15 protein-coding genes are annotated in these 12,867 nt (G+C 44.0%); 6 read left to right on the top strand and 9 right to left on the bottom strand.

Annotation, left to right across the window (positions count from 1 at the left end; genetic code table 11):
* Window positions 1–15 precede the first annotated feature (15 nt).
* Window positions 16–1,245 (bottom strand): metallophosphoesterase family protein, encoded by a 1,230-nt coding sequence (locus FHS45_RS00265; RefSeq protein ID WP_062444177.1) that lies wholly within the window; start codon window positions 1,243–1,245, stop codon window positions 16–18.
* A gap of 120 nt (window positions 1,246–1,365) precedes the next feature.
* Here FHS45_RS00265 and FHS45_RS00260 point away from each other — a divergent pair, with 120 nt between their 5' ends.
* On the top strand, window positions 1,366–1,518 hold the full coding sequence (locus tag FHS45_RS00260; protein WP_148350077.1) for a YuzL family protein: 153 nt from the start codon (window positions 1,366–1,368) through the stop codon (window positions 1,516–1,518).
* A gap of 195 nt (window positions 1,519–1,713) precedes the next feature.
* Here the strand turns inward: FHS45_RS00260 and FHS45_RS00255 are convergent, their stop codons facing one another.
* Both FHS45_RS00255 and FHS45_RS00250 read right to left on the bottom strand, forming a co-directional pair.
* Window positions 1,714–2,970, bottom strand: coding sequence for an ABC transporter permease (locus FHS45_RS00255; protein ID WP_062444173.1), 1,257 nt, complete (start codon window positions 2,968–2,970; stop codon window positions 1,714–1,716).
* Window positions 2,963–3,862, bottom strand: coding sequence for an ABC transporter ATP-binding protein (locus FHS45_RS00250; RefSeq protein WP_062444170.1), 900 nt, complete (start codon window positions 3,860–3,862; stop codon window positions 2,963–2,965). The genes FHS45_RS00255 and FHS45_RS00250 overlap by 8 nt, the downstream gene beginning before the upstream one ends.
* A gap of 174 nt (window positions 3,863–4,036) precedes the next feature.
* On the opposite strand from FHS45_RS00250, the gene FHS45_RS00245 reads away from it, so the two are divergent.
* The gene (locus tag FHS45_RS00245) at window positions 4,037–4,222 is read left to right on the top strand and encodes a YhzD family protein (RefSeq protein ID WP_062444166.1); all 186 of its coding nucleotides are present in this window, start codon (window positions 4,037–4,039) and stop codon (window positions 4,220–4,222) included.
* A 44-nt stretch (window positions 4,223–4,266) separates the two neighbouring features.
* On the opposite strand, the gene FHS45_RS00240 is transcribed toward FHS45_RS00245, so the two are convergent.
* From FHS45_RS00240 to FHS45_RS00230, 3 genes are all read right to left on the bottom strand, one after another.
* Complete coding sequence (locus FHS45_RS00240) at window positions 4,267–5,037, bottom strand: enoyl-CoA hydratase (RefSeq protein WP_062444163.1); 771 nt, start codon at window positions 5,035–5,037, stop codon at window positions 4,267–4,269.
* 671 nt (window positions 5,038–5,708) lie between these two features.
* Window positions 5,709–6,062 carry a YlbF/YmcA family competence regulator gene (locus FHS45_RS00235; protein ID WP_062444160.1) on the bottom strand — a complete coding sequence of 118 codons (354 nt, stop codon included), beginning with the start codon at window positions 6,060–6,062 and terminating at the stop codon, window positions 5,709–5,711.
* Window positions 6,063–6,151: 89 nt separating this feature from the next.
* A complete protein-coding gene (locus FHS45_RS00230; RefSeq protein ID WP_062444157.1) occupies window positions 6,152–7,288 on the bottom strand; it encodes a DUF445 domain-containing protein in 1,137 nt (378 codons plus the stop codon).
* 117 nt (window positions 7,289–7,405) lie between these two features.
* On the opposite strand from FHS45_RS00230, the gene FHS45_RS00225 reads away from it, so the two are divergent.
* Both FHS45_RS00225 and FHS45_RS00220 read left to right on the top strand, forming a co-directional pair.
* Window positions 7,406–8,704 (top strand): YheC/YheD family endospore coat-associated protein, encoded by a 1,299-nt coding sequence (locus FHS45_RS00225; RefSeq protein WP_062444154.1) that lies wholly within the window; start codon window positions 7,406–7,408, stop codon window positions 8,702–8,704.
* A gap of 72 nt (window positions 8,705–8,776) precedes the next feature.
* Complete coding sequence (locus tag FHS45_RS00220) at window positions 8,777–8,944, top strand: hypothetical protein (protein WP_166761335.1); 168 nt, start codon at window positions 8,777–8,779, stop codon at window positions 8,942–8,944.
* 70 nt (window positions 8,945–9,014) lie between these two features.
* Here FHS45_RS00220 and FHS45_RS00215 read toward each other — a convergent pair whose 3' ends face one another.
* Window positions 9,015–9,293 (bottom strand): metal-sensitive transcriptional regulator, encoded by a 279-nt coding sequence (locus tag FHS45_RS00215; protein ID WP_062444151.1) that lies wholly within the window; start codon window positions 9,291–9,293, stop codon window positions 9,015–9,017.
* Between the two features lie 170 nt (window positions 9,294–9,463).
* Between FHS45_RS00215 and FHS45_RS00210 the strand changes: the two genes are divergently transcribed.
* Complete coding sequence (locus tag FHS45_RS00210; RefSeq protein WP_062444148.1) at window positions 9,464–10,381, top strand: PucR family transcriptional regulator; 918 nt, start codon at window positions 9,464–9,466, stop codon at window positions 10,379–10,381.
* A gap of 143 nt (window positions 10,382–10,524) precedes the next feature.
* Entirely contained in the window at window positions 10,525–11,622 is a 1,098-nt protein-coding gene (locus tag FHS45_RS00205) for an ABC transporter ATP-binding protein (RefSeq protein WP_062444146.1), read from the top strand.
* Between the two features lie 47 nt (window positions 11,623–11,669).
* On the opposite strand, the gene FHS45_RS00200 is transcribed toward FHS45_RS00205, so the two are convergent.
* Entirely contained in the window at window positions 11,670–11,927 is a 258-nt protein-coding gene (locus FHS45_RS00200; protein ID WP_166761334.1) for a hypothetical protein, read from the bottom strand.
* Window positions 11,928–12,655: 728 nt separating this feature from the next.
* Complete coding sequence (locus FHS45_RS00195) at window positions 12,656–12,859, bottom strand: alpha/beta-type small acid-soluble spore protein (RefSeq protein ID WP_062444142.1); 204 nt, start codon at window positions 12,857–12,859, stop codon at window positions 12,656–12,658.
* Window positions 12,860–12,867: the final 8 nt, after the last annotated feature.

The raw sequence follows: 12,867 nt of genomic DNA, 5'->3' as shown, positions 1-12,867 counted from the left end.
CACTTGTCCCTCCTCTCAACGCTTTAATAATTCCGTAAGCAGTAAATCCTTGGCCTCCTGGAGCACTTTCTCTTTTTCCTCCTCCCTCAAAACTTCTAAATGTTTACGGGCCTTACGGTGACGGTACAGTGGTTTCAGCCAGTAGTCCATCCTTTCAGACTGCTGAAATTGGCGGAGCATTTCCCCCACGAAGTGCTTCTCCTGTATCAACTGCCCTTCATCCCATGGAGAAACAGCTTCTATATCAATTTTTCTAACCCACAACCACTGCTCTTCCGATTGTTCCTGTTCATTGATAACATCCAACAGCTCTTCCATCTCTTGATTATGATGCCGGAGAGTGGCAAGCCCTTCCCCTCCGGTAATATGTAAATGGATGATTGCCGGCCCCGTATTTCTCCATTCTTCCTTCTTTGTTGTTATCATTTGTTCAAGTTCATCAAAATTTTCTGCTTTCGTAGATAAGTGGAACGTTTCAAACTGGAATGCCTGAAGTGGCAGAAAGCTACAATTCGTTCCGGTCTCCCCCATTTCTACGAGGTAACAGCCTTTTTCACCTGGTTCCCTGATAGACCTTCCCTGGATGTTGCCAGGATAAATAATCGGTGGATTTTCAGTTAAAACAGTCCGTTTATGAATATGACCAAGTGCCCAATAATCCATCATTTTTTCCTGCAATTCCCTCAGACGAAAGGGAGCATAGACGTCATGTTCCGTGTTGGTTTCAATACTGCCATGCAGCATTGCAATATGATAGGCATGATCGTCTGTACGTATGTATTCCGCTGCTTTTCTTTCCGTGACCGCCCGGTTATGATAGCTGAATCCATAAATGATGGCCTGTGTTTCTCCATTTTTGCTAAAAGCTTCGTGGGTTACCTGTTCTTCCTGGAAGACATGAACATTGTCCGGGTAAGTGACCGGGTGGAAATCGGCTGACAAATAATCATGGTTCCCATGACTGGTATACACCTTGATCCCGTTGTCTTTTAACTTACGAAAAGCGTCCCGCAGCTTGATTTGCGCCCGTAAACTCCTTATTTCCTCGTCAAATAAGTCTCCGGCCATCAAAATAAAATCAACCTTATGGGTTACCGCCTGATCGACCAGCCTATCCAAAGCAAAGAATGTACTTTCCCTTACGTGTTTGTTCAATGGAGGTGGCAGCTCCCCCACCCCTTTGAATGGACTATCTATATGTAAATCAGCACAATGAATGAACTTAAGATAAGGTTTAGTTTTCATGCGTGTACCTCTCCTTCTCCCTGTTTCCTTTCATTGTAGCAAAGCAAAAAAACGAATGCACGTTCGATAGCAATTTTTCAGGAAGTTAGGAAATGCTAAGTACAAGGAGGTGCTTTTCCGATGCCAAAACAAAAGAAAAACCCATCCGAGCGCGCTAAAAGTGCGGCTAGTGTCAAGGGAAGGAAAAACCAGGGTCCCGTCGATCCATTTGTAAATGAACCCGAACATCAGACAACGAATATGCAGTATGGCAAAAAGAATATGGGAGAGTAACTTATAGCAGCCAGGGTGTATATTGCCTTGGCTGCTAATTTTCTTACTTAACGGGAAGAACTTCTGACTTAAGTGAGGGATGTTCCGACCTGTCTCATAAATGTTCTACCCTATCTCAATAAACTTCTTACCTAACGGGAAAATGAATCTTTTTTACAAGAAAAACCGCCAGGACTTACCCCGGCGGTTAACCAATTATTCTTTTTTTGACAGCTGCAAGGCAGCTTTAATGTCCTTCAGCGAAGAAGACTTCCCATACAATAGTACTCCTCCGCTATAGATTCTTGCACCAATTACAGCAAGCAGCACAATCGTGGCGATTAGAATACCAATGGATAGTCCCACTTCCCAAATTGGCACATCCAGCATGCCGACCCGCAAGAACATCAGCATCGGTGTAAAGAACGGGATGTACGAAGTAACCGTAACAAACCCTGAATCCGGCGCATTAAGGCCGAACATCGCAATCATGAAGGCTGCGACAATGACCAGTGTCATTGGTGCAATCAATTGCTGAGCATCCTCGAGCCGGCTCACAAGTGAACCGAGCATAGCAGCGAGCGTAGCATAAAGAAGATACCCAAGAATAAAGAAAACGACCAAGTAGACGAACAGACTTATCTCCAAATTATTCAATCCAAAATAGTCAAAAACACCGTCCCTCATCGTGTCCTGATTCATTTTAACTGCCTGATAACCCACAACCATGAATAACGTGATTTGCGATAGTCCGAGTAAAGCAATACCGAAAATCTTAGCAAACATCTGGGCGACTGGAGAAGCACTGGAAATCAATATTTCCATCACACGGCTTGATTTCTCTGTTGCTACTTCCATGGCTATCATATTGCCGTACATAATTACAGCAAAATACATGATAAACAGCATGACATAGACAAGGCCGCGCGCTTCACTCAGTTCCTCCTCTGTTTTCGCGCTTTCTTCCAAAGCTACGGTCTCAAATTCAACAGGTGCTGAAATCTGCTGGTATACTTGCGGGTCTATCTCAGCCTGTTCTGCAGCAATCGTGACCTTCACCTGCTGAAGCGCTTCGCGGATCTGATTGCTTACACTTGTGTTGGCGATTTGGTTGGCATAATAGTTGGCGTGAGGGATTCCATCCGTTTCAGCGATGTCGATGAAAGCCGTATATTGTCCATCTTTCACTGCCTGCTCGGCTTCCTCTTTCGTCCCTTCAAAGGCAGCAAGTTCAATCGAACTATCCTGCTGATCCAAATAACTCTGCAATGGTTGCTGCAACCCCTCCCGCTCCCCGATAACGGCCACTTGCTGGTTACCATCTGATTCTTTTCCGGTGAACCGTTCGGTTATCGTTTCAAAGTTAGCAAGACCTATAATAAGTAACAGCGTGACACCTGTCGTAATAAGAAACGATTTCGATTTTAACCGATTCAAATACGTATGGGCCAGCATGATAAAAAACTTATTCATAAGAAGCACCCACCTTTTCAATGAATATGTCGTTCAAGGAAGGCTCTTCTAAATCAAAAAGACGGACAAAACCTCTCCCCTGTAAGGCTTCAAAAACAAGGGAAGCTGCTGCTTCATTTTCTATCTGCAGTTCACAGCCTTCACTCACCGATTTGCATGTCACTACACCCGGCAATTCTTTTAAGTAGGTTAAGTCAAAATCAGCATGGATGCGCAAGTTTTTCTTTCCAAATGACCGTTTGATTTCCTTTAGCTGCCCCTGTACAACTGGCCGTCCTTTTTGAAGTATGCACAAGTGTTCACATAGTTCTTCGACGTGTTCCATGCGGTGAGAAGAAAATACGATAGTAGTACCTGCTTTTTTCAAGTCGATAACAGCCTTTTTCAATTGCTCGACATTGACAGGATCCAATCCTGAAAATGGTTCATCTAAAATCAACAGTTCCGGTTTATGTATAACTGCGGAAATGAATTGAATTTTCTGTTGATTCCCTTTGGATAATTCCTCTACCTTTTTCTCTTTATACTCCGGTATATGAAAGCGTTCCAGCCAGCTATCGAGTTCAAGAAGTGCCGCCTGCTTATCCATTCCTCTTAGCCGTGCCAGATAGACAAGCTGGTCTTTCACTTTCAACTTAGGATAAAGCCCCCGCTCCTCTGGCAGATAGCCGATAATATGGCTCTTCTCGTAACTAATCGTTTCCCCGTTCCAGACAATCGATCCTTTCGTGGGAGTCATTAATCCAAGAATCATCCGGAAAGTTGTCGTCTTTCCTGCTCCATTACCTCCTAAAAATCCAAACATTTCTTTTTCTGGTATCGTAAGCGACAAGTCATCTACAGCTACTGTGCTGCCAAAACGCTTGGTCACTTCTCCCAATTGAAGCGTCATTTCCTCTCCCCCTTTTCACTACTCCAATTATACGATTGAATTAGGAAAATAGTTTCATTTCTTGGAAGTATTTTTAACCGCATGATTGATAGGGAAAAAGAAATAAGAAACAAGCAGGAATTTGTATCTGCCATATCAAATAGTAGAAAGTGGGAAATGAAGAGGAGGTTTAAAATGAAAGCATACGCATTGACTGTCTTCGCAAAAGATGGGGAAAAACTATTGGATGAAAACTTCGAAGCTGCTGATGATCACGATGCAAAGCAGATCGGCCAGAATAAATTGCAAGACCACGGCTATGAAGAGCACACGCATCGTTGTGTAGCACCAGAAGGCCATCTTGTCTTATTCCATAGGTAAAAAGAGAAAGGCTCCTATCAGAAATCATTGATAGGAGCCTGTTTTTATCTTCCAGTGAACTCTGGCTTTCGTTTTTCCATGAAAGCCTGAACGCCTTCCTGATGATCCTTGGTCTGTCGCAGTTTCCACTGGGCTTTTCGTTCTTCCTCGAGGTACTGTTTCAACTTTTCCACACCGTGCTGATGGTATAATTGCTTCGTAGCAATCATGGACTGCAGCGGGCGCTTACTCCAATGAGCGACCAGAGCTTGTGTTTCTGCCTGAAGGTCTTCTCCGGCAACCTGGTCAACGAGATGGTAATCGTATGCTTTCTTGGCATACAATTCTTCGCCATTCCAGGCAAACTGCTTGGCACGATGGGTACCAAGACGCTCCTGCAGCCAGAAGTGTCCCCCTCCGTCCGGGAGCAGTCCGATACCGATGAAATTCATCGAAAAACGTGAATCAGGGTCGGCAATAATATAATCGGCAGCAAGTGCGATGCTGAGACCTAACCCGACAGCAGGACCATGGATGGAAGCAACGACAGCCTTAGGCATCGTATAGAGCTTTGTCACTACTGCCTCGATATTGCTCATCACGTCATTAAACTTTTCTTTATCACTGACTTCGGTCATCATGGTGACATCTCCGCCGGCACAGAACCCGTCACCTTTCCCGGAAAGGACAACGATTTGTGCATCACTTGCTTCCACTTCCTCGAGAGCGGCTACGAATTCTTCCAGCATCGCCACATTTAAGGCATTATATCGTTCTCCCCGGGCCATCTTCAGCTCGATTACGTTATCATTTTTCGCTAATTCAAAGTAATTCATGGTATCCCCCTCTTTGTATAAAACCTCTTAATTTCATTCGCTAATCTGCCTGCAAAATCCTGCCAGTTTCGATGCAATAACACCAAAACCACAAAAATATCTTATAATGTCGAAAAGTCGAAGACTTGATTTCGAGATATTTCCTGCATAAGGGTCCGGTGGAAAACGACTCCCTTTCCGCGGACATGCGCTGAGCCTCCTCGAGCTGACGCTCTGCGGGGTCTCACCTGTCATGCTTATCCCGCAGGAGTCTCGCCGTTCCCCACCGGACCTTGCCATAGGAAGTTCTCGAAATCACACTTGTGGACACCGTCTTATATGGCCACTTGTATTGCTAGAAAAAGTCTTATAAGCGCATTAGGATGAAGGTTTTACTTATACACTTCTCGAAGGGTCCGTTTGTAACAAAATTGGCTGGATGGGCAGGGAAACGGGGAGACTCCCGCGGGAGAAGGGTCTAGGCGAGATCCCACAGGGCGCAAGCCCGAGGAAGCTCGCCAGGTCCCCCGCAGGAAAGCGAGTCGTTTCACAGCCCATCTTTTACTTTTATGGTAACGGACCCAACTATATTGAAACCTATCTTCAGCAATTGGGAAGTTAATCGTAAAATTAAAACAAGTGTGTAGAAGGCAAAAAAAAAGTCAGACCCGGGGCCTGACTTTTCGTTACATTTACTGTTCTTCTGGAGTGCCGTATAGTTCTTCCAACGGCTTAGTGATAATACGGCTGACATCATTGATGACCGTATTCAATTGCTGTTCTTTTTCCATAAGCTTAGAAATCACTTCATGCTGCTGAACAAGCTGAACTACTTGTTGAGCCTGCTGTACTTCTTCTTCTGTGATTTCCTGTCCTTGCATTTGCTTTTGCTGCAAGTTAATTTGAGTTTCACGGAAGTTATCGAACATTTTCTTTGCTGCTTCATCAGCCATTACTGCTTCATATGCTTCTTTTAATCCTTGGAATTCATCACTATTACGAATCGCTTTCTCCAAGTCATACGCGTTATCATAAATATTTGCCATTGTAAAAAATTACCTCCTGTTTGTTTCACTTACTTTGATTCCTTCCCCACTATAACAAACGTGGACGGTTGTGTATAGGAATAGAGTCATTATCCTAAAAAGATCACGATCATTCCCTGTATAATACCAATTAAACCGCCGAGTAATGCGCCTAAATAGGTAATCATTTTAAGTTCTCGCCTGGAAATATCTAGTACCATCGCTTCCAGTCTTCCCACTGAAAAAGCCTCTACTTGTTCCTGAACAATTTCTGCCAGATGCAATTTTTTCATCATTGGTTCAATCCGTTCGGCAAGTAAAGTTCCCAGTTGTGACACAACTACGGGGACAGCATCCTGGATAATTTTCGAGCGGATCGGCCGCATCCACTCTGCGACGGTTCGGTTCAGCCAGTTTTCAAGTGGAAGAGCATTGGAAACTGCGGTTCCCAATGCACGCTTGATAGCATTTTTTCCGATTCTTCCCTCAATGGTACCAACGGGCTGATGGAGCCAATACTCTTTTTCCTTTCCGATCAGCTCCACCAGCCACGCTTTCGTTTCAGGAGCTCGTACATATTGGAGTACTGCGGGATGGGCTTTATCTGTCAGCCCTTGTGGGGTAATAAAGGAAGAAATCATATTCCCGAAAAACCCCTGACCTGTCAGGTAGTGTTCAATCAAGTCAGCAATTTTTCGTTTCCCTTCTGGGCTGTCGATATAGCTGCCAATCTTCAGCTGGATATTGCCAGCCAGTTTATCTGTGGCCTTATCCGTCTTTTTGATCATGTCCTCCGAAAGTACATCACGGAGAGGAATCGGACGATATTGCTCCATCACTTCCTCATATTGGGTTTCAACCCAGTAGGAAACCTTCCGCCTTATCTTCGCTTCATTTGTCTCTACCTCAAAGGCAGCCAGCAGTTCGCTGATTTTTTTATCCTGCCTCAAAAGCTGTTTGACTTCCTCCTGTGCCCAAACGGTCATCTGGTGCTGGAATTCACTTTCCTCCAGCTTCTTGCGGATACCCTCCGCTGTCAAAAGGTGCTGCACGACCATCCGGCCCAACTGACGGGCAAGTTCCTGCTGCCGCTTGGGAATGAGACCAGGTGTAAACGGAAGCCGGTACTTTCCGATATATTTTGCATCATAAGGGCGGAATAACATTCTTATTGCCAAGGAGTTGGTCAGCCCGCCGATCAGTGCTCCAATCGCCATCATCATCAGTACTAATAACACTACGTCCATAACATCAACCTCATTTCCTTATCCGTCATCAGTATATATCATTTTCCCGAATAGAGAAAAGGTCATGCCACGAATAAGACTTGCATATATAAATACAAAGATGGGGAGGGCTGTACTATGTATTTTGCCATTCGATATTATACCGGTGCGCATGCCAGAATTATTGTTCCAAAAGCTTACGAAAAAGAATTCCAATCGATCCGGTCCATTACCTTCGGAAAACACTCCTGTGCCATTCGCTGTCTGACACACCGGGAACATGATAATTTCATCATGATATCGACCAAGGCTAAAAAACAGCTGAACTTGCCGGATCACCGGATGGCTATGTGTCACATTAAAGGCGATGAAGCGCGCCTATCCGTACCTTTCGGTGTTTTTACCGCGGGTTTTGAAAAGGAAGGACCACTTCTTGGCCCCCGCACCAAATATTTCGAAGCTTTCAGTGATGCTGGCCGGGAACTTGGCTATCAGGCTCTGTTCTTTGGACACCAGCACCTCGCCACCCTCCCTGCTTATATGACTGGCTACATTTATGATCGCGATATATGGCGTAAGGTGGAATCTCCCCTTCCAGAAGTAATCTATAACCGCATCACCAATAGAAAAACGGAACACCACCCGCATGTTGTCCAGGCCCTGAGAACACTGAAAGAGAAATCACGTATATTTAATCCCGGATTCTTTAATAAAGCGACCATCCTTAAATATTTGCTGGAAAGCAGCCAGCTTGACCATTTTCTGCCTAAAACTATTTTCAACCCTTCCAAACAGATGGTCAGCGAAATGCTAAAACAGAATGCTGTCTATATTAAACCCACCCACGGCAGCCGAGGTGAAGGCTTGTGCCGAGTGAAGCGAAATCATGATGGTACTCTTGATGTACTAGAAGCTGACGCTCGCCATCCGCATCGCTTCCCTTCTACGGATTCCTTTTTTCAGGCTTTCTTTCCAAAAGGGAGTGCCGGGTATTTAATCCAGCCGCAAATCAATTTACTGGAGACCGGAGGAAAACCATTAGATTTCCGCGTTCATACGAATAAAGATGAAACCGGCAAATGGAAATTGACACTTATTGCCGTTAAAACAGGAAATGGTCTTAACCCAACCACCCACCATGTTTATGGAGGTAATATATACGTATTGGAGGAAATTTTTTCAGAATCAAAATGTCGTCAAATCAGACAACGACTCGAAAAGACGTCGCTATTGATCAGTGAAGAATTAGATAAGGAACATGACTACCTGTTAGGTGAATTAGGGATTGATATGGCTATCGATCAGGAGGAAGGATTGTGGATATTTGAAGTGAATGCCAAGCCCGGATTCCACCTGTTCGATCATCCTGTTTTAAGAGAGCAGATGCCAGATTACTTTTCCTACCTTTACAGATATGGTCAATATTTAATGAACTAGGACTGACAATTCCTGTTGCATGAAAAAAATCTCCTGGCAAAAAATAAAACTACCAAGCCTGGAGGTGAAACAATGAGGGAAAAGAAGGAAAGGCATCATGCAACAGAAGGAAAAGGGAAATTAGAACTCGATGTCGACCGGATGATCAATGAAGGGATGGCCGGCGGCATGGAACGATCCGTTTACGGGAGAGAACAGTTAGGACAAGTCCATGAGATACCTGAACAAAAGGATGACTGACAGTCAAACTAAAAAGTACGCCCGCAGCAATTGCTGCGGGCGTACTTTTTTTATAAAAATCTTTTGGTCATTATCGGCTTTTGACAATCATTTGTACTGCGTCGTTGATTAGCTGCTCTGCTGAGTCACCATTCTCATTGCTGGTGCGAATGCAAGATTCCAGGTTTTTAGCAACGATGTAGCCAATTGCACGGTCCATCGCAGAACGAGCGGCTGATAGTTGTGTGATGACGTCTTTACATTCTTTTTCTTCTTCCATCATCTTCAACACTCCGCGGATTTGACCTTCTATACGCTTTAAACGGTTTTTTGTTTCCTGGTTATATTGGCCCGTTTTAATCTCTTCCATGCTTGTACCTCCCTTTCCTCAGGGTTATATCGTGAAACATACATCCCTATTATCAATGTACCCTCATAGGTATATTATAATTATTTTTCCGGAAAAAATAAACCCTTTTGCTTGGTATAAGTATTCCTATTGATATAATAAAGAATAACCTATAAAAAAGGAAGATACAAATGATAACTGTGAATCAGCTGCAAGCGATATACCCTTCTCTCGTCTGTCTTCCAAGCGACCAGCCGCTGAAAGTCAAAGAATACAAGTGGTATCAGACTAATACCGATGAAATAGTCGGAATTAAAAAAAGTGATCTCACTGACAGGGAGATGCACATGCTTGATCTATTCCTCAAACCATACCGTTATGATACTCCCTATATCACAGAGCGGGAGCAGCTATGGCTCGATGCGATTTATCACAACCAGATAGACAGCTTACAAAAAAATAACCCACCTGAGAGTTTCCGATTCGTCTTCTTTCAGTTGTCAGAGCGTGACACGGACCAGGAAACTTTCCGTGAAGCTATCCAGGGGTTGTTTTCTTCCGAAATGCCGATTATTTGGGAAAATGCCCAGTCTGGTTTCATCATCGAAGAAATGGTAGTTGCAAACCAGGAAGAAGACCTCTCTTATGAACCGATTATTGACGTATTGATGAGTGACTTTTATATGAGGCTTTCCTTTTATGTCAGTGAATACATTTACCAGATAGATGACGCTCCTGCCCATTTCACTTGGAGCAAACACTGCTTCCAAACCGCTAACCGACACCTGAATAAAGACGTCACTAGTTTTTTGGATGTCTTACCTTACCTATATTTAAATCATATGCCTGGGAAAAAAGGAGAAAGAATCATAACCGGAACACTGCAGGCAGTCGTTGACGAACCTGAACTGCTGGAAACCGTCAGAGTCTTCCTGGAGTGTAATTCAAATGCTACCATGACTGCCAAAAAGTTGTACATGCATCGAAACAGCCTTCAATACCGAATTGATAAGTTTATTGAAAAGACGGGAATCGATGTCCGGCAATTTCACGATGCCCTGCCGACCTACATGGCATTACTACAGCTGAAAGCTGCCGATAAAGAATAGCAACCGAATCACCTCTGCTGTACAACGTGCACAAAGCGTGTGTGTATCTTTGTGCATGTTGTCCATTTACGGTTTTTGTCGACTTAGATAGACTATATACATAGCTTGTAAAACGCTTACATTAACTCGGGGAGGAATTTAATATGGCAGTACTTAATTTGGAACATATTGATAAAGTTTATGACAAAAACGTCAAAGCGGTTGAAGATTTCAACTTGCACATCAAGGATAAAGAATTCGTTGTTTTCGTAGGACCATCCGGCTGCGGGAAATCAACAACCCTTCGTATGATCGCAGGTCTTGAAGAAATTACGGGTGGTGATTTCTACATTGATGAAAAGCGTATGAACGATGTCGCGCCAAAAGACAGGGATATTGCGATGGTTTTCCAGAACTATGCCTTGTATCCTCATATGAACGTGTACGATAACATGGCATTCGGACTGAAGTTACGTAAAATGGACAAAAAAGAAATCGACCGCCGTGTCCAGGAAGCAGCCAAAATTCTTGGCCTCGAAGCATTGCTTGACCGTAAACCTAAAGCGCTTTCGGGTGGTCAGCGTCAGCGTGTCGCTTTGGGACGTGCTATTGTTCGTGACGCGAAAGTATTCTTGATGGATGAACCATTATCCAACCTCGATGCCAAGCTACGTGTACAGATGCGTGCGGAAATCCAAAAGCTTCACCAACGTCTGCAGACAACTACCATTTACGTGACACATGACCAGACAGAAGCGATGACAATGGCAACACGTCTGGTTGTCATGAAGGATGGCTATATCCAGCAAGTTGGTGCCCCGAAAGAAGTGTATGACAAACCGAACAATGTTTTTGTTGGCGGCTTCATTGGATCGCCAGCAATGAACTTCCTGACTGGCACACTAAAAGAAGGCTACATTGAAGTCGGTGATGTTAATATCAAAGTTCCAGAAGGAAAGATGAAACCGTTACGTGCACAAAATTACTTGAATAAAGAAGTAATCTTAGGCGTACGTCCAGAAGATATTCACGATGAGCCATTGTTCATTGACGCTAATCCGGAAAGCAAAATCACTGCCCATATCGAAGTAGCAGAACTGATGGGTTCTGAATCCTACCTTTACTCGAAAGTGAACAACCAGGATTTTATCGCTCGTGTCGACTCCCGTACCGATATCAAAGGCGGCGAAGACATTGTACTTGCGATGGATATGAATAAAGCCCACTTCTTCGATGCAGAAACAGAAGAACGCATCAAATAATAAAATTATAAAAAGGATTGTCATCTGTTAAAAGGTGACAATCCTTTTTAATAGGAAGCTTCTTGTATTTCTTTCGTCATTATTTTCCCGCATTCCACACATTGAATGACATGAATGCACTGCTGTACGGTAGCTGAATCTGGATCTCCGTCTACCATCTTCGTCATCATTACTTCTAAATACGGACTGTAATCGTCTAAGTAATCCACAATTTTTCCTTGGTCGACCATTTGGTTCGAACAATCTGGACAGCGGTCCTCGATCTCTTCTATCCCATTACAAATCGGACAAATGACCATACCCATCCCTCTCATCATAAAAATCTTTAATTCTTCCCGCTTCCATTCCCATTTAACAACATTCTAAAAAACTCTGTTTCTTTATTATTAATAAGATACTTATTCCATAAAAGGGCCTAAAAGTCGAAGACTTGATTTCGAGATATTGTGTGAGGGGAAGGGTCGTTGGGGAACAACTCGCTTTCCGTGGGCGAGTGATGAGCCTCCTCGAGCTGACGCTCTGCGGGCTCTCATCTAACACGCGTATCCCACAGGACTATGAATTATCGTCCTGAATTAACCCACGCACGAAGGAAATGCGTAGCATTTTCGAGGAGTCTCGTCGTTCCCCCACTCCCCTTGCCATAAGAAGTTCTCGAAATCACACTTGTGGAACCTCCTCCACGATTATAGAATGAAGATGTTTTTGCCTATACATCCTTTGTAAATGCATTTAGATGAAGGTTTGAGCTGTACACTCTTTCTTTTATGAAGGGTCCGTTTACTTTAACAATGGTTGGATGGGCAGGGAAACGGGGAGACTCCCGCGGGAGAAGGGGCTAGGCGAGATCCCACAGGGCTTTAGCCCGAGGAAGCTTGCCAGGTCCCCCGCAGGAAAGCGAGTCGTTTCCCAGCCCATCCCTTTTCCCTTACGGTAACGGACCCAACTATCTTGAAACTGAGTCTTCCATTAAAGGGAGCTTTTAAATAAAAGGAAGGAGAAGCGTAGGCCGCTTCTCCTGTTTACCATTCGTTTATCGTTGTTGTTGACCGCCGAATTGAGATTCAGCCATTTGAACTAGACGCTTAGTGATTTCTCCACCAACAGAACCGTTAGCGCGAGAAGTAGTGTCTGGTCCAAGTTGTACTCCGAATTCTTGGGCAATTTCCATTTTCATTTGATCAAGAGCTTGTTGTACACCAGGTACTACTAAGTTGTTAGAGTTATTTTGAGCCATTTTGTCTC

Origin of the sequence: Thalassobacillus devorans (assembly GCF_011761345.1) — a bacterium.
Classification (GTDB): domain Bacteria; phylum Bacillota; class Bacilli; order Bacillales; family Halobacillaceae; genus Thalassobacillus; species Thalassobacillus devorans.
This window is presented reverse-complemented; position numbering and strand designations above follow the sequence as displayed.